This window comes from Mesorhizobium sp. WSM4845, assembly GCF_055811455.1.
This window is the reverse complement of sequence record NZ_JBVVQA010000014.1, coordinates 104,329-126,132: the sequence shown is the minus strand read 5'-3', so window position 1 is coordinate 126,132 and position 21,804 is coordinate 104,329. Positions and strand designations below refer to the sequence as shown.

At 62.7% G+C, this 21,804-nt stretch carries 25 protein-coding genes; 11 read left to right on the top strand and 14 right to left on the bottom strand.

What is annotated here, in order from left to right; translation table 11 throughout:
* Positions 1 to 95 precede the first annotated feature (95 nt).
* The 3 genes from AC0L2C_RS17715 to AC0L2C_RS17705 all read left to right on the top strand — a co-directional run bounded on the left by AC0L2C_RS17715 (position 96) and on the right by AC0L2C_RS17705 (position 2,086).
* Complete coding sequence (locus tag AC0L2C_RS17715; protein ID WP_473524007.1) at positions 96 to 1,109, top strand: NAD(P)H-quinone oxidoreductase; 1,014 nt, start codon at positions 96 to 98, stop codon at positions 1,107 to 1,109.
* A gap of 131 nt (positions 1,110 to 1,240) precedes the next feature.
* Complete coding sequence (locus tag AC0L2C_RS17710; RefSeq protein ID WP_023797054.1) at positions 1,241 to 1,381, top strand: DUF1127 domain-containing protein; 141 nt, start codon at positions 1,241 to 1,243, stop codon at positions 1,379 to 1,381.
* 240 nt (positions 1,382 to 1,621) lie between these two features.
* Positions 1,622 to 2,086, top strand: coding sequence for a hypothetical protein (locus AC0L2C_RS17705; protein WP_473524006.1), 465 nt, complete (start codon positions 1,622 to 1,624; stop codon positions 2,084 to 2,086).
* A gap of 135 nt (positions 2,087 to 2,221) precedes the next feature.
* Here the strand turns inward: AC0L2C_RS17705 and AC0L2C_RS17700 are convergent, their stop codons facing one another.
* The gene (locus AC0L2C_RS17700; protein WP_473524005.1) at positions 2,222 to 2,428 is read right to left on the bottom strand and encodes a hypothetical protein; all 207 of its coding nucleotides are present in this window, start codon (positions 2,426 to 2,428) and stop codon (positions 2,222 to 2,224) included.
* A 7-nt stretch (positions 2,429 to 2,435) separates the two neighbouring features.
* On the opposite strand from AC0L2C_RS17700, the gene AC0L2C_RS17695 reads away from it, so the two are divergent.
* Positions 2,436 to 2,750, top strand: coding sequence for a helix-turn-helix transcriptional regulator (locus AC0L2C_RS17695; protein WP_473524004.1), 315 nt, complete (start codon positions 2,436 to 2,438; stop codon positions 2,748 to 2,750).
* 39 nt (positions 2,751 to 2,789) lie between these two features.
* Here the strand turns inward: AC0L2C_RS17695 and AC0L2C_RS17690 are convergent, their stop codons facing one another.
* The gene (locus AC0L2C_RS17690; protein ID WP_473524003.1) at positions 2,790 to 3,407 is read right to left on the bottom strand and encodes a LysE family transporter; all 618 of its coding nucleotides are present in this window, start codon (positions 3,405 to 3,407) and stop codon (positions 2,790 to 2,792) included.
* A 345-nt stretch (positions 3,408 to 3,752) separates the two neighbouring features.
* Between AC0L2C_RS17690 and AC0L2C_RS17685 the strand changes: the two genes are divergently transcribed.
* The gene (locus tag AC0L2C_RS17685; protein ID WP_473524002.1) at positions 3,753 to 4,448 is read left to right on the top strand and encodes a DUF1013 domain-containing protein; all 696 of its coding nucleotides are present in this window, start codon (positions 3,753 to 3,755) and stop codon (positions 4,446 to 4,448) included.
* Between the two features lie 168 nt (positions 4,449 to 4,616).
* Here AC0L2C_RS17685 and AC0L2C_RS17680 read toward each other — a convergent pair whose 3' ends face one another.
* From AC0L2C_RS17680 to AC0L2C_RS17665, 4 genes are all read right to left on the bottom strand, one after another.
* A complete protein-coding gene (locus AC0L2C_RS17680) occupies positions 4,617 to 5,336 on the bottom strand; it encodes a helix-turn-helix transcriptional regulator (RefSeq protein ID WP_128176150.1) in 720 nt (239 codons plus the stop codon).
* A 70-nt stretch (positions 5,337 to 5,406) separates the two neighbouring features.
* Entirely contained in the window at positions 5,407 to 5,817 is a 411-nt protein-coding gene (locus AC0L2C_RS17675) for a hypothetical protein (protein WP_091593299.1), read from the bottom strand.
* A gap of 101 nt (positions 5,818 to 5,918) precedes the next feature.
* On the bottom strand, positions 5,919 to 6,521 hold the full coding sequence (locus AC0L2C_RS17670; protein WP_128246005.1) for a DJ-1/PfpI family protein: 603 nt from the start codon (positions 6,519 to 6,521) through the stop codon (positions 5,919 to 5,921).
* Between the two features lie 83 nt (positions 6,522 to 6,604).
* Entirely contained in the window at positions 6,605 to 6,772 is a 168-nt protein-coding gene (locus tag AC0L2C_RS17665; protein ID WP_082982284.1) for a hypothetical protein, read from the bottom strand.
* Between the two features lie 257 nt (positions 6,773 to 7,029).
* On the opposite strand from AC0L2C_RS17665, the gene AC0L2C_RS17660 reads away from it, so the two are divergent.
* Positions 7,030 to 7,983: a ring-cleaving dioxygenase gene (locus AC0L2C_RS17660; protein WP_128246006.1), complete on the top strand. Its 954-nt coding sequence runs from the start codon at positions 7,030 to 7,032 to the stop codon at positions 7,981 to 7,983.
* 160 nt (positions 7,984 to 8,143) lie between these two features.
* Positions 8,144 to 8,305, top strand: coding sequence for a hypothetical protein (locus tag AC0L2C_RS17655; protein ID WP_128170600.1), 162 nt, complete (start codon positions 8,144 to 8,146; stop codon positions 8,303 to 8,305).
* A 139-nt stretch (positions 8,306 to 8,444) separates the two neighbouring features.
* Here AC0L2C_RS17655 and AC0L2C_RS17650 read toward each other — a convergent pair whose 3' ends face one another.
* The 7 genes from AC0L2C_RS17650 to tkt all read right to left on the bottom strand — a co-directional run bounded on the left by AC0L2C_RS17650 (position 8,445) and on the right by tkt (position 17,961).
* Entirely contained in the window at positions 8,445 to 9,176 is a 732-nt protein-coding gene (locus AC0L2C_RS17650) for an SGNH/GDSL hydrolase family protein (RefSeq protein ID WP_128246007.1), read from the bottom strand.
* A 114-nt stretch (positions 9,177 to 9,290) separates the two neighbouring features.
* On the bottom strand, positions 9,291 to 10,031 hold the full coding sequence (locus tag AC0L2C_RS17645; protein ID WP_473524001.1) for a DUF899 domain-containing protein: 741 nt from the start codon (positions 10,029 to 10,031) through the stop codon (positions 9,291 to 9,293).
* 136 nt (positions 10,032 to 10,167) lie between these two features.
* On the bottom strand, positions 10,168 to 11,193 hold the full coding sequence (locus tag AC0L2C_RS17640) for a class I fructose-bisphosphate aldolase (RefSeq protein WP_128246009.1): 1,026 nt from the start codon (positions 11,191 to 11,193) through the stop codon (positions 10,168 to 10,170).
* Between the two features lie 160 nt (positions 11,194 to 11,353).
* Complete coding sequence (locus AC0L2C_RS17635) at positions 11,354 to 12,550, bottom strand: phosphoglycerate kinase (RefSeq protein WP_128246010.1); 1,197 nt, start codon at positions 12,548 to 12,550, stop codon at positions 11,354 to 11,356.
* Positions 12,551 to 12,659: 109 nt separating this feature from the next.
* Positions 12,660 to 14,549 (bottom strand): potassium/proton antiporter, encoded by a 1,890-nt coding sequence (locus AC0L2C_RS17630; RefSeq protein ID WP_128246011.1) that lies wholly within the window; start codon positions 14,547 to 14,549, stop codon positions 12,660 to 12,662.
* A gap of 252 nt (positions 14,550 to 14,801) precedes the next feature.
* On the bottom strand, positions 14,802 to 15,812 hold the full coding sequence (gap, locus tag AC0L2C_RS17625; protein ID WP_473524000.1) for a type I glyceraldehyde-3-phosphate dehydrogenase: 1,011 nt from the start codon (positions 15,810 to 15,812) through the stop codon (positions 14,802 to 14,804).
* A gap of 157 nt (positions 15,813 to 15,969) precedes the next feature.
* The gene (tkt, locus tag AC0L2C_RS17620; RefSeq protein WP_473523999.1) at positions 15,970 to 17,961 is read right to left on the bottom strand and encodes a transketolase; all 1,992 of its coding nucleotides are present in this window, start codon (positions 17,959 to 17,961) and stop codon (positions 15,970 to 15,972) included.
* A 304-nt stretch (positions 17,962 to 18,265) separates the two neighbouring features.
* Between tkt and AC0L2C_RS17615 the strand changes: the two genes are divergently transcribed.
* From AC0L2C_RS17615 to AC0L2C_RS17600, 4 genes are all read left to right on the top strand, one after another.
* A complete protein-coding gene (locus tag AC0L2C_RS17615) occupies positions 18,266 to 18,538 on the top strand; it encodes a DUF4164 domain-containing protein (protein WP_023797069.1) in 273 nt (90 codons plus the stop codon).
* A gap of 11 nt (positions 18,539 to 18,549) precedes the next feature.
* Complete coding sequence (locus AC0L2C_RS17610) at positions 18,550 to 18,915, top strand: cell division protein ZapA (RefSeq protein WP_023797070.1); 366 nt, start codon at positions 18,550 to 18,552, stop codon at positions 18,913 to 18,915.
* A gap of 211 nt (positions 18,916 to 19,126) precedes the next feature.
* A complete protein-coding gene (locus AC0L2C_RS17605; RefSeq protein WP_077380501.1) occupies positions 19,127 to 19,786 on the top strand; it encodes a peroxiredoxin in 660 nt (219 codons plus the stop codon).
* Positions 19,787 to 19,931: 145 nt separating this feature from the next.
* Entirely contained in the window at positions 19,932 to 20,804 is an 873-nt protein-coding gene (locus AC0L2C_RS17600; protein WP_128246014.1) for an MBL fold metallo-hydrolase, read from the top strand.
* A gap of 301 nt (positions 20,805 to 21,105) precedes the next feature.
* Here the strand turns inward: AC0L2C_RS17600 and AC0L2C_RS17595 are convergent, their stop codons facing one another.
* Positions 21,106 to 21,513: a hypothetical protein gene (locus AC0L2C_RS17595; protein WP_287238262.1), complete on the bottom strand. Its 408-nt coding sequence runs from the start codon at positions 21,511 to 21,513 to the stop codon at positions 21,106 to 21,108.
* Positions 21,514 to 21,804 lie beyond the last annotated feature (291 nt).

The window sequence follows — 21,804 nt, the reverse complement described above, 5'->3', positions numbered from 1 at the left end:
CAATCAGCATACATAGGGCAAGGGCATGGATGCAAACAGTCGGCAAGAAAACCGAGAGCTGGCAAGAACTGGCGAAGCGAGACGGGAAAAAATTCATGGCGAGCGGACAGGACAGAATTCCGGCGAAGATGACGGCCATCGCGATCTCGGAACCCGGCGGACCGCGGGTGCTAAAACCGGAAACGCGTGACGTGCCGGTGCCCGGTCCCGGCGAAATCCTGATCCGGGTGCGCGCCGCCGGTATCAACCGGCCGGATGTGCAGCAACGCAAGGGCGTCTACCCGCCGCCGCCTGGTGCGTCGGACCTGCCGGGCCTCGAAGCGTCAGGCGAAGTTGCCGCTCTTGGCGACGAGATATCGCGCTGGCGCGTCGGCGACCGGGTCTGCGCGCTGACGCCCGGCGGCGGCTATGCCGAATACGTCAAGGTCCATGCCGGCAGCGTGCTGCCGCTGCCCGCCGGCTTTACCCACACCGAAGCGGCGGCGGTACCGGAAAACTACTTCACCGTCTGGCATAATGTCTTCGAACGCGGCGCCCTAAAGAGCGGCGAGACGCTGCTCGTGCATGGCGGCTCGTCCGGGATCGGCACCACGGCGATCCAGCTCGCCTCGGCCTTCGGCGCCCATGTCATTACCACTGCCGGCAGCCAGGAGAAGTGTGACGCCTGTCTGAAGCTCGGCGCCGACCGGGCGATCAACTACCGCGAGGAGGACTTCGTCGCGGCGGTCAAGGACGCGACCGGCGGCAAGGGCGCCAACGTCATCCTCGACATGGTCGGCGGCGACTATGTGGCGCGAAACTACGAGGCCGCGGCGGTGGAAGGCCGCATCGTCCAGATCGCCACGCAGAGCGGGGCGGTGGCAAGCACCGACTTCTCGAAGATGATGGCCAAGCGGCTCACCCACACCGGCTCGATGCTGCGGCCGCGCACCGTCGAATTCAAGGCGGCGATCGCCGCAGCGCTGGAGGCGCAGGTGTGGCCGCTGCTCGGCACCCGCAAGGTAGCACCGGTCATGGACATGATCTTTCCGCTCAGGGAAGCGTGGCGGGCGCATGAGCGGATGGAGGACGGCGACCACATCGGCAAGATCGTGCTCGATGTCGGCTGACGGTCGGCAGCAAGCTGAACAAAACCTTAATTGCGCAATGCAACAAACGCATTGCCGCCATGCAAAAGCGTCTGTTCAACTTTTCATCAGCGGTGCCTATTTGAGCGGCATCGAAACGATGGAGGACTACCATGAACCCGATCCGTGCTTTCCGTAACTGGCGCATGTACAATGAAACCGTGCGCGAACTGAACCGCCTGAACGCCCGCGAGCTCAACGACCTCGGCATCAACCGTGGTGACATCGAGAGGATCGCCCGCAAGACGCTTTGATCCGCCAAGCAAGAGCCGAGGCAGGCGGGTTTCCCGCCGCCGGTTCCGAGCCCGCTGGACCCAGTCTGGCGGGTTTTGTCGTTTTTAAGTCCGAGGCTACAGCGGCGGCTGCTATGATGGCCACTATCCAGAACCGAATACAACTCGACCGCAATCTGCGGTTGACTCCGGTTTCAGCGTGGGCATTTTGATCGCGCGGGACTAGGTCAGCGGCAGCGGGCGCTGATCCGGGCCAGTAGCGTGCTGACTCTGAAACAGGCTTGCGCCCATGTTCGACGATCTGACGGACAAGATCTACGAGGCGGCTTTCGTGCCGGAACTTTGGGGGATGCTCTCGAAGCTGCCGGCAGTCTTTCAGGTTCGGCCACCGGCGCCATCTTCCTGTTCAGTGCCGAATCTCCGGTTCGCGGCAGATTGAGTGACGTTTCTCCGGTTCACGGCAACTCGCTGCGATCCGTGTTTGATGAATTTGTCGCCAGCGACGGCTGGAAATTCTCTGACGCCGTTCAGCGTATGTGCAGCATGCAGCCGGCGAGCTTCGTTCAGGTCGAAGATTTCCTGACAGCCGAAGAGGTCGAACGTGATCCGGTACGGATACAGCTGAGAGCGGCCGGTATCGGCGCACATGTTTGTTCGGCAGTCGCCATGCCGAGTGGCGAGCTCGTCACTTTCGTCTTTCAACGGTGGATGAAGGATGGCACCTAGATCGGGCGTCGGTCGATCGGCTGGACCAGCTTCGCCCGCATTTCGCGCGGGCCGGCATGGTCTCGGCGCGATTGGGGTTGGAACAGGCCAGGGCGACCGTCTCGGCACTCGAGACCATCGGGCTGCCGGCCGCGGTCATGGCTGCATCGGGGAGGCGTGCTGACGGCCAACAGCCTGCTGGAAGAAATGACCAAGATGTTTCTGCCAACCGCCTGGCGGCATGGCGATCGCCAATGCCTCCGCCAATGCGCTTTTCCAGCGGGCCATTCTCGAGAACCGCAACGATTTCGCGATCCGATCCATTCCTGTTGCTGCGAACGAAAGCCGGCCGGCTCCGGTCATCCATCTTTTGCCGCTGCGCCGCGCCGCACATGATATTTTCTCCGGCGCGGACATCCTGGTTGCGGCGACGGCGGTAAGCGCCAGTTCCGTCGTGCCTTCACCAACCCTCCTCGCGGGCCTGTTCGACCTGACGCCCTCCGAGGCTCGTCTGGCCGCCGCGCTTTCGCAGGGACGACCCTTGAAAGATGCGGCATCCGACTTGAAGATCACCGTGAAGACCGGCCGGACCTATCTCGAACGGATTTTCGCCAAGACCGGGACAAGTCAGCAAAGCCAACTCGTCGCCTTGCTCAAGAGCACAGAACCGCTCAATCGCAGATGACGATCGGCCAAATCGGTGGAAGACCGCCTATTTGTTGCTTCAATGGCCAAGCGCGGCAAAACCAATCGCTATCAAGGCGCCTCCCAGCACGATGTCCACGTGCTTGCGGAAACGGTTGTAGAATTCGCGCATGGCTGGCTGGGAAATAGCCAGGCCGACAAGGCCAAACCAAGCGATTGCAATGGCAAAAACCAGCGCTATCACGGATATCTGGATTGGCCCGCGCGTATTCAAGCTCAGCGCAGAGGATGCAAAAAACAATGCGGTGGCCGGATTTGCCGCCGCCGTGACAAACCCCAGCCGGAAGTACCGAACGATGGGAAGCGGCTTCGGCTCGTCGGCGCCGATCGTGATCGACAGCGCCCGCCGCATCAAATTCCAGCCGATGAAGACCAGCATTGCGCCGTAAAGGCTGGCGGCTATCTGGTGCGCAATGCCCCCCGGCGGCAGCGCTGCAGCGCCCGTCGCGACGACCATCGCCAGCGAACTCGCGCCTAGGGCAATGCCGGCGGCGGCCGAAAGTGCTGTGGCACGCGAAGCAGTTAGCCCGGACTGCGCGACGACAGCAAAATTGGCGCCCGGCAGCATTGCCAGAAGCGCATAGGAAATGGCGAACGGAAACAACCCCGCCGCGACAGCGTGCCCGATTTCCAACATCGATTAGCCCACATCGGCGGCGGCTTGCCCTCCCAAAGCAGCTCGCCGCTACCGAAGCGAAATGTGGATGAAACATGTTCCCACTAACAGTCGGCAAATGCCGACAGAAGGACGTTTTGTTGCCGGGCCAGCGGCCGCGGCCGCTGAGCGGCTCACCGAAGGCGCGATGCTGAAGCCGATAAGGCTGCCTTGACAGGTTCGATATCTCCCCCCATCTCGCGACTACCTTCCAAAAACGTTGCGGAACGGCAACGGAGCGGCTATATAAACCGCGATTTTCCCATTTTGGTGGCTCTAAAACCACCGCCCGCGCGGGAACGCGGGCGAACGAGAAGGATATTTGCAATGGCCAATACGCTGCTGATGCCCAAGGCGACCGCCGTCTGGCTGGTCGACAACACCGCGCTGTCCTTCGAGCAGATCGCGCAGTTCTGCGGACTGCATCCGCTCGAAGTCAAGGCGATCGCCGACGGCGAATCGGCGCAAGGCATCAAGGGCATGGACCCGATCATGACCGGCCAGCTGAGCCGCGACGAGATCGCACGCGCCGAGAAGGATCCGAACCATCCGCTGAAGCTGTCAGACCCCAAGGTGCGGGTGCCCGAATCCAAGCGCAAGGGTCCGCGCTACACGCCGCTGTCGAAGCGCCAGGACCGGCCCAACGCCATCCTCTGGCTGGTGCGCAACCATCCCGAGTTGAAGGACGCGCAGATCGCGCGCCTCGTAGGCACCACCAAGTCGACGATCGACCAGATCCGCGACAGAAAGCACTGGAACTCAGCCAACCTGCAGCCGATGGATCCGGTGACGCTGGGGCTCGCCTCGCAGATCGACCTCGACATGGAAGTCAACCGCGCCTCGCGTGGCCGCGAACAGGCACAGCCGGCCGGGGACACGCTGCTGCCGGCGGCATTGACCGAGCGCCTCGTGCCGGCGCCGGAGAAGCCAAGGGACGAGGATGCGGAACTCGACGCCAACGCCGTCTTCGCCAAGCTCTCGGCGCTGAAGTCGAAGGACGAGGACAAGGACGACGAGGAGTGAGGCGCCTCTTCCTTCTCTACTTGTGGGAGAAGGTGGATCGGCGCGCAGCGCCGAGACGGAAGAGGGGTGTTGGAAGAAATGAGGCGTCGGCGTTCCCTGGAACACCCCTCATCCGGCCGCTTCGCGGCCACCTTCTCCCACAAGGGGAGAAGGCAAGAAGCGCCGCGCCTAGGTTCGCGCGGCCCGGTCCGGCGCCATGCCGTAGTCCTCGCTGCGCTCCACCGCACGGTAAAAATCGGCGAGCTGCTTGCCGCGCTCCGGCTTGAAGGCGCGGCCGGCTATGACCACTGAAGCAATGCGGTCGATGCGGAAAGCGCGAAAGTCGTCGCGCATCTCGCACCAGGCGACCAGCGTCCACACCTTGCCCCAGAACCACAGGCCCAATGGCCTGATGTCGCGCACGGTGCTGCGGCCTGCTTCGTCGGAGTAGTCGATGGTCAGCACCTGGCGTTTTTCCACCGCGCGCTCGATCAGGTCGATGGCTTCGCGGGCGGCGTCGCTCACCACCCACATCGGCGTGTGGATCTCGGTGCGGGCGATGCGGTCCTTCTCGGCATCGGGCAGCACGGCGCCGATCTTGACCAGCGCCTCGTCGGCGGCCCGCGCCATGGCAGCGCCGCCAAATGCGCGCACCATGCGGGCGCCGGCGACCAGCGCGACGATCTCGTCACGCGTGAACATCAGCGGCGGAAGGTCGAAACCCTCCCTCATCATGTAGCCGACGCCGGCCTCGCCGTCGATCGGCACGCCCGTCGACTGCAGGTCGGCGATGTCGCGGTAGATGGTTCGCTCGGAAACCTCGAGCCACGTGCCCAGCTTCTGGGCGGTGACCAGACGGCCACCGCGCAGATGCTGCACGATCTGGAAGAGCCTGTCGGCGCGGCGCATCGTACGGTCCCTCGATGTTGTTTTTAGCCTGTCGTTGTCCCCAAACCGGTTCCAACTTTCGGGCGATGCATTATGGCTCAAGCCCTTCGCGCTTGCGCTGCGCGGCGACGAATGCCGCGCCGAAGGACAACTTCCCTGTTGTCGGCGTCTTTGCATCCAGCACCCGCCAGAACGGCGCGATGTCGCTCAGCGTCATGCCGCGTTCCAGATCCTCGTTGGCGGCCTCGGCGACAGTGCGCAGATGATAGCCGATGGTGACCGGACATGTCACTTCGGCGCCGTGCTCAATGGCGAGCGTGGTGCGCAACGCGCGGACATCCATGGCCACGCCCTTTGGAATTGAGCGGATGAAATCATCGACCTGCCGTGCCGTCGGCACCAGCATCGGCTGGCCCTCGACGACGTCGGCAACAGTGCGCGGCGTCGGCTTGATGCCATTGACGCCCGGCGTGTTCAGCCTGTCGTTCCAGCTCTTTACCATGCGTCACCTAGACGAAGAGCCCGAAGCTTTTGCAGGGATGAAGGCCATGTCTGTCTCCTGGTACTTTCGAATTATTGCACGCCGCTCCTGACACCATACTGTCAGGAGGCTTCAGCATATTCCCCTTCTGCATACTCCTTGGCGAACAGCGTGCGCATCTCAGCGAGATCGCTGCTTCTCTGGGGATAGAGCGTCTTCAAATAGGCAAGAGCGAAGGTGCCGGGAGCCGAACCCGGCGCGGACACGATGCGACCATCGGCGACGGCATAGGGCACGTCCTGATAGTTCTGGGCGCCCGGATAGCCCGGTTCCTTTTCGTTGATCCAGTCACGACCATTGCTGGTGTGTTTGGCGTTGCCGAACAGGCCGGCACGCGCTAGTGCCAGCGTGCCCGCGCAGATGCCGCCGACCACACCGCCGCGCGCTGCGACCGCTGTCAGCAGTGCGGAGACGTCAGGCGGAGCATCGACCCACTGGTCGGAGCCGATGACCGCGACGGCGTCAAGATCGGTGTTTTCATCAACCGCGGTGGAGCGGTCGGGCGTCAGCATAAAGCCGCTGGCCGAAGTCACCGGTTTGCCGTTCGGCGCCAGCGAAACCGCGCGTGCGCCGAACCATTCGACCGCCGAAGCCGCCAGCAGCCCGTATTCCCAGTCGGCGAAGCGATCGATGAAAAGAACGCCGATAGTTTTCTGTTCCGACATTTGCTGCTCCGTCTTTCGGTCCGCCTGACCTGTTTATCTGGGCGCGTGGCGTTGGCATGCAACCGCTGCCGCAAAAAATCGCCTCAATGGCCGCGGCCGTGGCGGCCTTCATAATTATCCGGCCAACCGATGTCCTTGCGGATGCTCTGCGGCAACCCGTTCATGAAACGCCGGGTGCGGATCTCGTTGCGCATCGTCCGGATCTTGCCGACATAGTGCTGAACGCTACGCAGAATGGTAAAACCGTTCATAGCTGGTCTCCTCTCTTTCGATGGAGACACTATCGCACACCCCTCCTGACAGCAGTCTGTCAGGAGGCTGAGCGGTCTTTGGTGAGCGTGCCAGGTTTTGCCGGTTCTGATCCGTTTGCCCGAGTGAAGCAGGCTTTCTCGTCGCCGGGATCAAGTCTTTCATCTGCCAACGACGGACCGTCGGAATCCGCAGCAGCGACAGGGCCGGGGTTCTGATATCTAAGGAGAAAAATTTTCCAGAGATCAGGGAGATGACAATGAGCCTGCAACTGACAGGAATTCACCATCTGACCGCAATCACGGCCAATGCACCCGGAAACCTTCGTTTCTACACCACGAACCTGGGCCTGCGACTGGTCAAGAAGACGGTCAATCAGGACGACACGTCGGCCTATCACCTTTTCTATGCCGACGCCGAGGCGACGCCTGGCACCGATCTTACCTTCTTCGATTGGCCGGTGGGACGCGAGCGGCGCGGCACCAACAGCATCGTGCGGACCAGCCTGAGGGTCGCCAGCCCTGAAAGCCTTGCCTGGTGGAAGCAACACTTGTCCGGCGAGACCGTCGCGACGGGAGAGACCGGCGATATCGGCGGCTACCCGTCGTTGGACTTCGAAGACCCGGAAGGCCAGCGCCTGCGTCTCGTCAGCGATGGCGGCAAGGGCGACAGTCACCCCTGGGTGCAAAGCCCGGTCCCAATCGAGCACCAGATACGCGGGCTCGGGCCTATCGTCATCAGCGTTCCCGACATCACCAACACTGAAACCGTGCTGACCAGGGTGATGAACATGCGCAAGGCGCGGGACTATGCCTCGCCGGATGGTCAGGGCCAGGTTTACGTCTTCGAGATGGGAGAAGGCGGCCCGGCGGCGGAGCTTCATGTCGCCGTGCAGCCGGGCCTTGCGCCGGCACGGCAGGGCGCCGGTGCGGTCCACCACGTGGCATTCAGGGCGCCGGACCAGGAGATTTTGCATCAATGGACGGCGCGGCTGGCCGAATTCCGCCTTCCGTCAAGCGGTGAGGTCGAGCGATACTACTTCCGCTCGCTCTATTTCCGCGAGCCAAACGGCATACTATTCGAGATTGCGACAGACGGCCCGGGATTCACGGCCGACGAGCCGCTGGAAACGCTGGGCGAAAGGCTGGCCTTGCCACCGTTCCTCGAACCGAAACGGGCTGCGATCGAGGCCAATCTCAAGCCGCTGGCATAGTGCTCCCGTGAGGGAGCGAAAGGAGCGCTTCGACAGCTGAGCGCGATGCCGGAGCGCCGCGTCCTTGTTGACGCGCAAAGGACGCTACAGCACCTTCTACGCATCGTGCTTTCCGAAATCGATTTCGATTTGCGGGCCGATGCGCTAGTCAAAAGCGGCCATGTCGAAACTCCTCGCGCTCGTTATCATTGCCATGATGGTCATCCAGCTGATCAAGCCGCTCGGCTGGCCGGGGCTGAAGCGGCGCAGCGATTTTTGGAAGCTGGCGGTGCTGGCGATGGCGGCAATTTCGATAACAGCGGCGCTGGGCCATTGGGCCTAAAACGCGTCGCGTTCGACCGACCTCACGCGACGCGCTTTAGGTTGTTGTTTTATGCATGTCGTTATCGCAAACCGCTGCACACCCTCGGTTCAAGCCCGAGGGCATGCTTTGCGCGACATGCATTAGGGCTGGCGGGCCGCTACGCGAGGCGTGGTTCGTTGGCCAGCACCAAATCGACCAGATGTTCCGCCCAGGCCCGGTAGCCCGCTTCCGAGGCATGAAATCCGTCGGAGGCAAAACCGGCTTCGGCATTGGTGATCGGCAGGCGCGGCGCCGGCACAGCGCCGCGTTCGAGGCAAAGGCGCTCGCCCATCCGGTTCATCTCGGCGGCGCGGATTTCCAGGATCTTTCCGAGCAGCGGCGGCATTGCCGGTGCGCGGGTGAATTCCAGCACCGGCGACCACACCACGCGCGCCTCCGGCCATTTGGCGCGCAGCGCGTAGAGCAGGCCGCCAAAATCGCTTTTGAAGCGTGGCACCGAGTGAAAGTTCTTGGTGTCGTTGGTGCCGATGACGAGCACGATATGCGTCCAGGGATCGGCCGACAGATTCGGCAGCACATGATCGCGGATCTGGCCTGAGGTCGCCGAGTTGAAGCCGGCTGCCCGCCAGCGCACCGCGCGGCCGGTGCGTTTTGAGATCAGCTCGGCCAGTTGCGCGGCCAGCCCGTACTCGGAATTGCCGATGCCGACCGAGGCGGCGGAAGAATCGCCAAGCATCAGCAGCGAGATCGCCGGCGCCATGCCCGAAATCTCGTGCATGACTGGGCCTTGCGCCGGCAGCATGCGGCTGGTGCGGCGGCGCACGCCGAGCCCCTGCCAGACATAGACCGGAAAGGCGAGCCAGGTGAGGAGGGCAAGAAAACGCTGCATCGCACACCGTTAATGGGGCCAACCGCCAATGGGTAAGTCCGTCAAAGGGCATAGCAAGCAGCACTTAGCGCATATCGGGCCAGAGACGAAAGACCTTGCGTTGGCCGCCCGACGTCAATGGCAGCAGGCGCCCTCCATTTCGTGCCTGCCCGCATATTCATCGTGCAGCCGCACCCAGTCCATCAGGCTGTGGTAGGGACCGGTCTCGTTGCGGCCCTTCGGCGTCAGGTCGAGATAGTGATAGGCGCCGATCAGCGGATCGCCGCCCCTGGAGCGCGACATGAAAGTCAGGAAGATGTCGCCGTTCTCATCCCTGTAGAACACGCTGACGCCGGGAAGGTCCTTCGATCTCAGCGGGCGCTGCTCGAAATTGTAGGTCGTGTCGCCGGATGCGATCTGCTTGTCGGTGAAGGAAACCTGCATGTCGAAGTTGAAGTCCGAAACGTAGGACGACACCCAGTCGAATTTCCAGCCCATGCGCTGTTTGTAGGGCAGAAATTCGGCCAGCGGCGCCTGCGAGATCACGATCAGCGACACATCATGGTGCTTGAGGTGCTGGTTGGCGCCGTCGATGTGATCGGCAAGAAAGGAACAGCCTTCGCAACGGTAGTCGGCGCCCGGCCCGAACATGAAGTGGTAGACGATCAGCTGGCTCGCGCCTCCGAACAGGTCGGCCAGTTTCTTCGGGCCCCGTTCGGTCTCGAAGACATAGTCCTTCCGCATCTTCAGCCAAGGCAATTGCCGCCGTTCGGCAGCGATGCGGTCGCGAAAACGCGTCAATTCCTTTTCACGGGCCAGATGCGCCTTGTGCGCCTGGAACCAGTCTTGCCGTGAAACGATCCTGTTGTTTGGCATCAGCCTGCTCCTCGTTGAGCCCCAAGGACGTTCGGGCTCAACGCAAGCCGACACGGCGCCGCATTTTTTTGGAGCATTTTGGAGCAGATGGGACCCGGGCACATGGCCCGGGTTCGGATGAAGATAGAAAAACCGGTCAGGCGGCCTGTTCCAGTTCCGGCTGCCATTTGCCAAGCGCTGCCAGGTGGTTCATGTGGGCGCGGTGGGCGAAGGCTGCCTGGGCAGCGGCGACGTTGGCCGCCTTGCCGCTCCATGCCTTCTGTGGCGCCGCCTGCAAGGCGCGGCCATAGGAGAAGGTCAGCTTCCATGGATGCGGGCCGATGGCGTTGATGGCGTTGAGGTTGGCGGTCGCCTCCTCATCCGATTGCCCACCGGAGAGAAAGGCGATGCCGCCAATCGCTGCCGGCACCGTCTCGCGGAACAGTTTTATGGTCTTTTCGGCGACTTCCTCGGGGCCGCTGGTGTTGCCCGACTTTTTGCCGGCGAGAACCATGTTCGGCTTCAGAATGGTGCCTTCAAGGACGACGCGGGCGGCGTAGAGCTCGGTGTAGAGTTTCGTCAGCGTTGCCTTGCTGATCTCGTAGCAGGTGCCGATGTCGTGGGCGCCGTCCATCAGCACCTCCGGCTCGACGATCGGCACGATGCCGGCCTCCTGGCAGAGCGCCGCATAGCGGGCGAGCGCATGCGCGTTCGAGCCGATCGACGTGGCGGAGGGCACGCCCCTGGCGACATCGATGTCGATCACTGCACGCCATTTGGCGAAACGGGCGCCGAGCTTGTAATAGTCGGCGAGCCGCTCGCGCAGGCCGTCGAGGCCTTCGGTGATGGTGTCGCCTGGGTACCCGGCCAGAGGCTTGGCGCCGGCATCGACCTTGATGCCTGGAATGGCGCCGGTCGCCTTGATGATGTCGACCAGCGGCGTGCCGTCGGCGGCTTTCTGGCGAATGGTCTCGTCATAGAGGATGACGCCGGAAATGTATCTGGTCATCGCCTCCCTGGCGCGGAACATCATCTCGCGATAGTCGCGGCGGCTGTCGGCGGTCGATTCGACGCCGATGACGTCGAAGCGCTTCTTGATGGTGCCGGAACTCTCGTCGGCGGCCAAAAGACCCTTGCCGTCGGCCACCATCGCAGCGGCAATGTCCTCGAGACGTTCGCTCATTGTGCATCCTCCTGAACCGGTTGTTCCAAACAGTGTGAAAATCCGGGCTAGCAGACCACTAGAGCAAAGCAGGTTCAAGTCGAACCATTCCAGGCGGAAAGCTCGAATCGATTGAAACGCGCAAACGCCCCTGTTCGCCTGTTGCCCGGTGCCTAGGGCCTCAGCGCTTCAGCACGTCGACACCGGGCAACGGCTTGCCCTCCATCCATTCCAGGAAGGCGCCGCCGGCGGTCGAGACATAGGTGAAGTCGTCGGCGACGCCGGCATGGTTGAGGGCGGCCACCGTGTCGCCGCCACCTGCCACCGAGATCAATTTGCCGGCCTTGGTGCGGGCCGCGGCGTGCCTGGCCGCCGCCACCGTCGCCCGGTCGAACGGCTCGATCTCGAAGGCGCCGAGCGGACCGTTCCAGACCAGCGTCGCGGCGCGGTCGATCCAGTCGGCAACGGTCTTCACTGTTTTTTCGCCGACATCGAGGATCATGGCGTCGGCCGGCACCTTCGGTATGGCGACGGTTTCGCTGGCGGCGCCCGCCTTGAATTCCCTGGCGACGACACCGTCGACCGGCAGGATGACGGCGCAGCCGGCTTCGGCCGCCTCGATCATGATCTGCTTGGCGGTGTTGGCGAGATCATGCTCGCACAGCGATTTTCCGACGGCGGTGCCGCGCGCGGCGAGGAAGGTGTTGGCCATGCCGCCGCCGATGACCAGCGCGTCGACCTTCTTCACCAGATTCATCAGGAGGTCGATCTTGCTCGAGACCTTGGCGCCGCCGACGATGGCTACGACAGGGCGGACGGGATTGCCGAGGCCCTTTTCCAGCGCGTCGAGTTCGGCTTGCATGGTACGGCCGGCGAAGGCCGGCAGCAGGTGCGCAAGCCCTTCCGTCGACGAATGGGCGCGGTGGGCGGCGGAAAAGGCGTCGTTGACGAAGATGTCGCCATTTGCGGCGAGCTTTTCGGTGAAGGCCGGGTCGTTCTTCTCCTCGGCCTTGTAGAAGCGGGTGTTTTCGAGCAGCAGCACGTCGCCGTTATTCATGGCGGCGACGGCGCTCGCGGCCTTGTCGCCGATGCAATCGGCCGCGAAGCCGACAGGGCGGCCAAGCACCTCCGCGGCCGCCCTGGCGATCGGCTCAAGCGAGAATTCGGGCGAAGGTCCATCCTTGGGCCGGCCGAAATGGGCAAGCAGGATGACCTTGGCGCCCTTGCCGGAAAGCTCGGCGATGGTCGGCGCGATGCGCTCGATGCGGGTGGCGTCGGTGACCTTGCCGTCGGCGACGGGAACGTTGAGGTCGACGCGCACCAGCACACGCTTGCCGTCGATATTGCCGATGTCGTCCAGTGTCTTAAAGCCGGCCATGCTGTTCCCTTTCGCGAAAAATCGCGGGGACCTTACCCCGCATCAACGACGATGCAAGACCTGCATGGGAGTTCACGGAAAATATGATCCACGCCTCGGTCGCAAGCAGTCAGCGCTCGCCGGTTGTTTTTTCCATCACTGGCTGTGGAGCCGGTTCCGCGTCGTCCGGCGCCTCGGCACCCGGCTTTTTGGTCCGCTTGCGCCAATTGCGAACAAAGCCAACGATGCGGTCCGCGATTTCGCCGGCACTCAGGAACACCGGCACCCGCGCCACCGGCGCGGTCGGCTCGAGGGAAAGACCGAGACCGGTGATCCTGCCCTTGTCGTCGACGTCGCGGACGATCAGCTCGATCGGACCAATCAGCACGCGGTCGGCATATTCGGCATGGCCGCCGAGCCGCGCCGTCACCAGGTCGCCGACGGTCAGCTTGCGTTCCTCCTCGGTCAGGCCCGGCGCGTAAGCGGCTTCCAGTTCTGCGGCGGAGCGTGCCGGATCGACGGCGAAGGCGCCGAAGAAGTCGGCATCCTCGGGATCGACCACGGCGCGGCTGGCGAACAGCTTGTCGAGCAGGGCGGGATAGCGATCCGGCACGAAGATGTAGACATGGTCGCCGGCGGCGAGCCTGCCCATGTCCTGGAAGCGCATCGAGCGGCCGTCGCGCAGCACGAGCGACGGCCGCGCCCAGCGCGGAATGCGCTCGCCGCGCGCCACCGGGCTGCCTGGTGCCACGCGGTAGGCGAGCAGTTCGTGATGGGCGGAGCCAGGCAGTTCGAGCTCGACCTTGTCCAACGGACCCAGCCGGGCGGGCACGATCAGACCGAGCCGGCGCGCCAGCGGTCCGACGGTCCATCCCTGGATGACCAGCGATACCAACACCACGATGAAGGCGGTGTTGAAGATGAGGCGGCCATGCTCAAGACCGCCAAGCAGTGGCGTGATGGCGAGCAGGATCGACACGGCGCCACGCAGACCCACCCATGAGACGAAGGCGACTTCCGGGCGCGGCAGACGAAACGGCATCAGGCAAAGCCAGACGGCGATCGGCCGCGCCACGAATATCAGGAACAGGCCCAGCAGCACCGCCGGCAGCAGGATCGCCGGAAATTGCGAGGGCGTCGCGAACAGGCCGAGGATCAGGAACATGATGATCTGCGCCAGCCACGACATGCCGTCCTGGAAGCGCTTGAGGATGGTGACGGCGCGGATGTCGGAATTGCCGGCAATGAGGCCGGCGAGATAGACCGCCAGAAAGCCGGAGCCGCCAATGGCGCCGGCGGCGGCGAACACCATCAGCGACAGCGTCAGCACGAAGATCGGCAGCAGCCCGTGGTCGAGATTGAGCCGGTCGACGAGGCGAACGATGGCGAGGCCGCCGAAAATGCCGACGACGGCGCCAAGCCCCATGTTGAGAAGGAAGCCGAGGACAAGGTCGGTAACCAGCACCCTGGCCTCGGGGCTGGCGTTGGCGGCGATGATCTCGACCAGGCTTATGGTCAGGAAGATGGCGATCGGGTCATTGGTGCCGGACTCTACCTCTAGCGTCGAGCGTACGCGTTCGCGCAAATTGATCTCGCCGGCGCGCAACAGGAAGAACACCGCTGCCGCGTCGGTCGAGGCGACAGCGGCCCCGAGCAGGAAGGATTCCAGCCAGCTGAGATCGAGCAGATAATGGGCGACCGCGCCGAACAGGCCAGTGGTCAAAAGGACGCCGATGGTCGCCAGCGACAGCGCCGGTCCGGCCGCCTGGCGCAACGCGTTGAGCGGTGTGCCGAAACCGGAATCGAACAGGATCACCGCCAGCGCCAGTGAGCCGGCAAAATAAGCCAGCCGCGCATTGTCGAACTGGATGCCGAGGCCGTCGGTTCCCGTGGCCAGGCCAATGCAGAGAAACAGCAGCAAGAGAGGGGCGCCGAAGCGGAAGGCGATCAGGCTCGAAAACGCGGCGGCAACGACGAGAGCGGCGCCGACCAACGTCACGAGATAGATCGCATGCTCCATCCGCCAATTGCCCCTCGAATTCGTGTCCCCTCTCGCTTTACGGGAGAGTGAGGCGAAGACATGACCGGTGCAAGGCGTGAGGGTGGTTTTTTGCCCTATGCCGCTGATTTTCGAGTGTTTTGGCGCTCAAGGCGCGGGTCTTGCCAAACAAACCCTTAGAGCGTCGTTGCGCATTCAAAAGGGCGCTGCGCGCTCTCATGAAAACGCCCGGACAGGCCGGGCGTTTCAAGTCGCAAGAAGATGGTTCTGCGGTCAGGCGATGGTCTTGCCGAAGGCGACGGCGGTGTCGGCCATGCGGTTGGAAAAACCCCATTCATTATCGTACCAGGACAGCACCGAAACGAAGTTGCCGTCCATCACCTTGGTCTGGTCGAGCGCCATGATCGAGGAATGCGGGTCGTGGTTGAAGTCGATCGACACGTTCGGATGACGGGTGACGGCGAGAACGCCCTTCAGCTTGCCGTTGGAGGCGGCGATCACCGCCTCGTTGATTTCTTGCACCGTGGTCGAACGCTTGGCGATGAACTTGAAATCGACGACCGAGACGTTCGGGGTCGGCACGCGGATGGAGATGCCGTCGAGCTTACCCTTCAGATCGGGCAGCACCAGGCCGATCGCCTTGGCCGCGCCGGTCGAGGTCGGGATCTGAGACAGCGCTGCGGCGCGGGCGCGGTAGAGATCCTTGTGCATGGTGTCCAATGTCGGCTGGTCGCCGGTGTAGGAGTGGATCGTCGTCATCATGCCCTTCTCGATGCCCACGGCCTCATGCAGCACGGCTGCCAGCGGCGCCAGGCAGTTGGTGGTGCAGGAGGCGTTCGAGATGACGATGTGGTTCTTGGTCAGCTTGTCATGGTTGATGCCATAGACGACGGTGAGGTCGGCGCCCTCGGCCGGCGCCGAGACGAGGACGCGCTTGGCGCCGGCGGCGAGGTGCGCGGCGGCCTTGTCGCGTGCGGTGAAGATGCCGGTGCATTCGAGCGCGATATCGATGCCGAGATCCTTCCACGGCAGCTGCGTCGGGTCCTTGATCGCGGTGACCTTGAATTTTTCGCTGCCGACGGTGATCTGGTCACCGTCGACCGTCACTTCATGCGGGAAGCGGCCATGCACGCTGTCGTAGCGCAGCAGATGCGCATTGGTCTCGACCGGGCCGAGGTCGTTGACGGCGACGACATCGATGTCCTTGCGACCGGATTCGTGGATGGCGCGCAGGATGTTGCGGCCGATGCGGCCGAATCCGTTGATGGCAACTCTGACGGTCATTTTTCTCTCCCTGGGAGTTGGAGGCCGAAGATCAAGTCCGCAGCTTCATAACGGCGGGCTGGCAAAGAATCCAGCCGTCGATGGGTTGGATTTAAGTCCATTAGGTCGCGGCTGCCGGCGAAACCGCCATATGCGGCTTCGCTGGAGACCAACATGTTTACTCGCCGTGCAGGCGGGCTTCCGCCGCCTTCACTGTCGCTTCGGCGGTGATGCCGAAATGCGGATAGAGCTGTTCAATCGTGCCAGAGGCTCCGAAGCCGGTCATGCCGATGAAGATGCCGTCGATGCCGATGAAATGATCCCAGCCCTGGCGGATGCCGGCTTCGATGGCGATCTTGACCGGCGCGGTGCCGATCGTCTTGTTGCGGTAATCAGCACTTTGCTTGTCGAACAATTCGAAGCAGGGCACAGAGACGACGCGGGTCGGATGGCCGTGCTTCTCCAATGCCTCGCGCGCCGCCAGCGCAATCTCGACCTCGGAACCCGAAGCGAAGATCGTCACCGCCGCATCGCCACTGGCAGCGGCCAGCTCATAGGCGCCCTGGCGACAAAGGTTTTCCGCAACGAAGTCGTTGCGCACCGCCGCCAGGTTCTGCCGGGTCAGCGCCAGCGTCGAAGGCGTCTTTTCCTGTTCGAGGGCCAGCTGCCAGCACTCGGCGGTCTCGACCGCGTCGGCCGGGCGGAAGACATTGTGGTTCGGGATGGCGCGCAATGCGGCCAGATGCTCGACCGGCTGATGGGTCGGGCCGTCTTCGCCGAGACCGATGGAATCGTGGGTCATGACGAAGATCGAGCGGATGCCCATCAGCGAGGCGAGCCGCATCGACGGACGGGCATAGTCGGAAAAGCACATGAACGTGCCGCCATAGGCGATGAGGCCGCCATGCAGCGTCAGTCCGTTGAGCGCGGCGGCCATGCCGTGCTCGCGGATGCCGTAGTGAACGTAGCGCTGGCCGTAGTCGTCTGAGGTAATGTTCTTGGTCTGGCTGGTCTTGGTGTTGTTGGAGCCGGTCAGGTCGGCCGAGCCGCCGATGGTTTCCGGCACGGCGCCGTTGATGACTTCGAGCGCCATTTCCGACGATTTTCGGGTGGCGACCTTCGGTTTGTCCGTGGCGAGCTTCTTCTTGTAGTCGGTGATGACGGCGTCGAAATTCGCCGGCAGCGTGCCACTGATGCGGCGCTCGAATTCGCTGCGCAACTGGGCGTCGGCCCTGGCAAGGCGGCCTTCCCAGTCGGCGCGTGCCTTGACGCCGGTCTTGCCGGCGTCGCGCCAGGAATCGAGGATATCGGCAGGAACTTCGAAGGGCGGATAATCCCAGTCGAAGAATTTTCTCGCGCCGGCGATTTCCTCGGCGCCGAGCGGCGAGCCGTGCGCCTTGTTGGTGCCGGCCTTGGTCGGCGCGCCGAAGCCGATCGTCGTCTTGCAGGCGATCATCGTCGGTTTGTCGGAATGGCGCGCCGCCTCGATGGCATAGGCGATCGCTTCCGGATCCTGGCCGTCGATGTGGCTGGCGTTCCAGCCGGACGCCTGGAAGCGGGCGACCTGATCGGTGTTGTCGGCCAGCGAAACCGGGCCGTCGATCGAGATGTTGTTGTTGTCCCAAAAGACGATCAGCTTGTTCAGCTTGAGATGTCCGGCAAGCGCGATGGCTTCCTGGGAAACGCCCTCCATCAGGCAGCCGTCACCGGCCAGCACATAGGTGTAGTGGTCGACGAGGTCGTTGCCGAAGGCGGCATTCATGATGCGCTCGCCGAGCGCGAAACCGACCGAATTGGCAAGTCCCTGGCCGAGCGGGCCGGTCGTCGTCTCGATGCCGGCGGCATGGCCATATTCGGGATGGCCCGCCGTCCTCGACCCCACCTGGCGGAAATGCTTGATCTGGTCGAGGGTGATGTCGTCGTAGCCGGTCAGATAAAGCAGCGAATAAAGCAGCATAGAACCGTGGCCGGCCGACAGGATGAAACGGTCGCGATCGGGCCAATGCGGGTTCTTCGCATCGTATTTCAGGAAACGCGTGAACAGCACCGTGGCGATGTCGGCGCAGCCCATGGGCAGGCCGGGGTGGCCGGACTGGGCCTTCTCGACGGCGTCCATGGAAAGAAAACGGATCGCATTGGCCATCCGGTCATGTTGTTCACGCGAGGTCATGCTTCCTCCAGTGTCGGGGTTCGGGGCCTTGGGAGAGCCCTGGAAAGGGGTGCGCGACACATAGCAGGCGCGGCTTTTTAGTCAACAAACCGGCGCGCTTTTGCCGATCTTGTTGGTCAGTAAACCGGCGCTTTTGCCGGTCTTGCGATGGCGCCAGGAGGGCTTTGGTGGCCTAAATTAGCGTTAGCAGGGGACAGTCGCGAGAGCTTTATTGACGTTGGCTTCACACGGCGCGTAATGTTTCAGACATAACGCGTTCTGAACGTGGATGATTCGGCGATGGGCAGGGCGCAGGACGAAAGCCATGACCGGGGAAACGACACTCAAGGAAGTCATCGCCAGGCTGGGTAAGGCCATCGAGGGGCTGGAAAACGCCGTCGCGGCCAAGCTCGAGCACGAGCGCGACTATACGGAAGCCGAGGCGGAGGTGCAGCGCATGAACGCCGACCGCTCGCGGCTGGCGCAGGAACTCGACAATTCCGAAGCGCGCGCCGAACGGCTGGAAGACGCCAACAAGGAAGTGTCGCGTCGGCTGGTGACCGCCATGGAAACCATCCGCGCCGTGTTGGATAGATAGGGGCTGGCCCAATGGCACAAGTCACGGTTTCCATCGATGGCAAGCAGTATCGCATGGCTTGCGACGAAGGCCAGGAAGAGCATCTGATCGACCTTGCCGAGCGCTTCGACCGCTATGTCTCGCATCTGAAAGACTCATTCGGCGAAATCGGCGACCAACGGCTGACCGTGATGGCCGGCATCATGGTCATGGACGAGCTTTCGGAACTGCAAAAACGCGTCAAGGGCATGGAAAGCGAAGTGCTGACGCTGCGCAAGACGCGTGACGATGCGCTGACCAAGGCCGACAAGAACGATTCCGTGCTGACCCAAGCGCTTGGCGCGCTCGCCCAGCGCATGGAAGATCTGGCCACGACGCTGGCGGTGAACAAGGCCTAGATTTCCACTACTGTCGCGCCCAACGCCCTATTGCGCCGGCATCAATGGGCGGGAAATGCTGCTGTTTACGACAAAAGGCGAAAAAGTTGTCGTCGCCGGCCCCGGTACCGGTGCAACAGGCGTATGAAGGATGACGCCGCAGTGGTAAAAAGGCGGAAGCAGGGCCGGTGGATGGTCCATGCCGGCTGCAATCACAGGGTAGGGACGCATCATGAGCCTTCGTATCAACGACACCGCGCCGGATTTCACGGCCGAAACCACGCAAGGGACGATCAACTTCCACGAATGGATCGGTGACGGCTGGGCGGTGCTTTTCAGCCATCCGAAGAATTTCACGCCGGTCTGCACGACCGAGCTCGGCACGATGGCCGGGCTGGAAGGCGAGTTCAAGAAGCGCAACGTCAAGATCATCGGCATTTCCGTTGATCCGGTCGAAAGCCATGGCAAATGGCAGGATGATATCAAAAAGGCGACCGGCCAATCGGTGAACTACCCGCTGATCGGCGACAAGGACCTCAAGGTCGCCAAGCTTTACGAGATGCTGCCGGCGGGCGCCGGCGAAACCTCGGAAGGCCGCACGCCCGCCGACAACGCTACGGTGCGTTCAGTTTATGTCATCGGCCCCGACAAGAAGATCAAGCTGGTTCTCACCTATCCGATGACGACCGGCCGTAACTTCGATGAGATCCTGCGTGCGATCGATTCCATACAGTTGACCGCCAAGCACCAGGTGGCGACGCCGGCGAACTGGAAGCAGGGCGAGGACGTCATCATCACCGCCGCTGTTTCCAACGAGGATGCGGTCAAGCGTTTCGGCGCCTTCGAGACGATCCTGCCGTATCTCCGGAAGACCAAGCAGCCCTCCGCCTGAGAAGGCGGCACGGAAGGATTTTCGGCTTTTTTGCCTCGGCGAAGCATGCGGTGCTTGACGGCGTGGCGCTGGCGAATGACCATGCTCTTCTTTTACCCCGGCAGGGAAAACCATTCCTGCCGGGTGGGAGTCGAGGGAGCCGGGATTGGACGCATCATCGGCCAAGCTGCAGGTGGCAGGCTTTTACGACAAGCCGAGCGGGTCCATCCAGTATGTCGTTGCCGACCCGCAGACGCGACGATGCGCAATCATCGATCCGGTCCTGGATTTCGACGAGAAGTCCGGCAGCACTGCCACGAAAAATGCCGACGCCCTGCTCGACTTCATTAGAGATCAACGGCTGGTTGTCGAATGGATCCTCGACACCCACCCGCACGCCGACCATTTCTCGGCGGCGCACTATCTCAGCACGAAGACAGGAGCGCCGACGGCGATCGGCGAGAAGGTCGTCGACGTCCAGAAACTGTGGAAGGCAATCTACAACTGGCCGGGGTTTCCTGCCGACGGATCCCAGTGGAACAGGCTGTTTGCCGACGGCGAGACATTTTCGGTCGGCGGCATCCCGGCAAAGGTGCTTTTTTCGCCGGGCCACACGCTGGCCTCGATCACCTATGTGATCGGCGACGCCGCTTTCATCCACGATACGCTGTTCATGCCGGACAGCGGCACGGCGAGAGCGGACTTTCCCGGCGGCAGTGCCGCGCAACTCTGGCGCTCGATCCAAAATATCCTCGCGCTGCCGGACGAGACACGTCTGTTCGTCGGTCATGACTACCAGGCGGAGGGGCGCGAGCCCTTGTGGGAGAGCACGGTCGCGGAACAAAAATCCAAGAACAGCCATGTTGCCGCTTGCAGGTCAGAGGCCGATTTCGTTGCGTTGCGCGAGGCGCGCGACAGGACGCTGCCGATGCCGAGGCTGATCCTGCACGCGCTGCAGGTCAACATGAATGGCGGGCGCTTGCCGGAACCGGAATCCAACGGCCGCCGCTATTTGAAATTTCCGCTCGATTGCCTTTGAGGAGTCGTTGGCAGACGGAACTTCGCATTCCGGAAGCCAGCGCCGCCCCTCATTGTCCTGCCCGTCCTCCCCAGCAGCTGCGCTGCAGCTGCGGAGGGTGGACCGGACATTTCTTCCCGTATAGTGACGGGGAGAAAGACGCTTTCACTGACGATTTCGCTAATTTTCGACGTTGCAACAAAGAGTGCCGGCGGTGCGATCTGCCTCTTCTCCCCGCCACTATACGGGGAGAAGGTACCCATCTATCAACTGGACACCGGCAGCCGGATGAGGGGCAGCGCAGAGGACAGCCAGCCTAGCTTCAGGGCTTTGTTCGGCGGACTAAATGTTCATACGTGATTTGCCAAGGGTCGCACTCGGAAGATCTTTCCTCGCCGATCCAATGGAAGCTGTTGGCGGTGATCTCAGTGAAACGCCATCGAGTTTTCAGACCGCGCGCGTCAGTGCCGAGTTGGACAATGCCCTTACCCTCGGCCCGCCCGATCTGGCGCGAGTGATCTCGGTTGAGCGGGTCGTTCCATATGATGTGCCAGCCATCGATCCCAGGATCGAAGATGCGCAAAGTCGTGCCATACATCGTGGACGGCGCAGGGCGCTTGGGCCTGATCCAGACGTCCTGAATCGCGCGGCCTTCGAGCACCCAGCCAAAATGGCATTCTCCGGTCCACTTCTGGATTGTGCCGTCGTCGAGGTGGTGGACCGTGTCCATTTCCCAGCTTCCAATTAGCCATCCATACAGGTCCATGTCTTTCGCTCGGTCGGCTGGGGGACCTTCGGATCCGAGAGCGGTGAGAAACGGAGAAATCGTCATCGTCATACTGCCTTTGGTTTCCAAATAGGCGAGCTCAACTGCCCAGCGCAGCCCCGACGGCCCATCGTCGCGTCCGCTTGCCGCAAGCGCCGCCTCGTGAAATTTCGCGACGGAAGCCGGTGTCGGCGCCGGAACATTGCCGCCACAATTTGCAGCGTTGCGGTTTCCAGGGCTTGGGGAAAATTGCTA

Excerpts from the sequence above, each read along its gene's own strand:
- AC0L2C_RS17700 (WP_473524005.1), bottom strand. The coding sequence starts at position 2,428 with ATGACCGGAGCCGGCCGGCTTTCGTTCGCAGCAACAGGAATGGATCGG.
- AC0L2C_RS17660 (WP_128246006.1), top strand. The coding sequence starts at position 7,030 with ATGAGCCTGCAACTGACAGGAATTCACCATCTGACCGCAATCACGGCC.
- gap (WP_473524000.1), bottom strand. The coding sequence starts at position 15,812 with ATGACCGTCAGAGTTGCCATCAACGGATTCGGCCGCATCGGCCGCAAC.
- AC0L2C_RS17670 (WP_128246005.1), bottom strand. The coding sequence starts at position 6,521 with ATGTCGGAACAGAAAACTATCGGCGTTCTTTTCATCGATCGCTTCGCC.
- AC0L2C_RS17645 (WP_473524001.1), bottom strand. The coding sequence starts at position 10,031 with ATGCCAAACAACAGGATCGTTTCACGGCAAGACTGGTTCCAGGCGCAC.
- AC0L2C_RS17650 (WP_128246007.1), bottom strand. The coding sequence starts at position 9,176 with ATGCAGCGTTTTCTTGCCCTCCTCACCTGGCTCGCCTTTCCGGTCTAT.
- AC0L2C_RS17675 (WP_091593299.1), bottom strand. The coding sequence starts at position 5,817 with ATGGTAAAGAGCTGGAACGACAGGCTGAACACGCCGGGCGTCAATGGC.
- AC0L2C_RS17640 (WP_128246009.1), bottom strand. The coding sequence starts at position 11,193 with ATGAGCGAACGTCTCGAGGACATTGCCGCTGCGATGGTGGCCGACGGC.
- AC0L2C_RS17680 (WP_128176150.1), bottom strand. The coding sequence starts at position 5,336 with ATGCGCCGCGCCGACAGGCTCTTCCAGATCGTGCAGCATCTGCGCGGT.
- AC0L2C_RS17655 (WP_128170600.1), top strand. The coding sequence starts at position 8,144 with ATGTCGAAACTCCTCGCGCTCGTTATCATTGCCATGATGGTCATCCAG.
- AC0L2C_RS17610 (WP_023797070.1), top strand. The coding sequence starts at position 18,550 with ATGGCACAAGTCACGGTTTCCATCGATGGCAAGCAGTATCGCATGGCT.
- AC0L2C_RS17635 (WP_128246010.1), bottom strand. The coding sequence starts at position 12,550 with ATGGCCGGCTTTAAGACACTGGACGACATCGGCAATATCGACGGCAAG.
- AC0L2C_RS17630 (WP_128246011.1), bottom strand. The coding sequence starts at position 14,549 with ATGGAGCATGCGATCTATCTCGTGACGTTGGTCGGCGCCGCTCTCGTC.
- AC0L2C_RS17605 (WP_077380501.1), top strand. The coding sequence starts at position 19,127 with ATGAGCCTTCGTATCAACGACACCGCGCCGGATTTCACGGCCGAAACC.
- AC0L2C_RS17615 (WP_023797069.1), top strand. The coding sequence starts at position 18,266 with ATGACCGGGGAAACGACACTCAAGGAAGTCATCGCCAGGCTGGGTAAG.
- tkt (WP_473523999.1), bottom strand. The coding sequence starts at position 17,961 with ATGACCTCGCGTGAACAACATGACCGGATGGCCAATGCGATCCGTTTT.
- AC0L2C_RS17690 (WP_473524003.1), bottom strand. The coding sequence starts at position 3,407 with ATGTTGGAAATCGGGCACGCTGTCGCGGCGGGGTTGTTTCCGTTCGCC.
- AC0L2C_RS17715 (WP_473524007.1), top strand. The coding sequence starts at position 96 with ATGGCGAGCGGACAGGACAGAATTCCGGCGAAGATGACGGCCATCGCG.
- AC0L2C_RS17665 (WP_082982284.1), bottom strand. The coding sequence starts at position 6,772 with ATGAACGGTTTTACCATTCTGCGTAGCGTTCAGCACTATGTCGGCAAG.
- AC0L2C_RS17710 (WP_023797054.1), top strand. The coding sequence starts at position 1,241 with ATGAACCCGATCCGTGCTTTCCGTAACTGGCGCATGTACAATGAAACC.
- AC0L2C_RS17595 (WP_287238262.1), bottom strand. The coding sequence starts at position 21,513 with ATGGACACGGTCCACCACCTCGACGACGGCACAATCCAGAAGTGGACC.
- AC0L2C_RS17685 (WP_473524002.1), top strand. The coding sequence starts at position 3,753 with ATGGCCAATACGCTGCTGATGCCCAAGGCGACCGCCGTCTGGCTGGTC.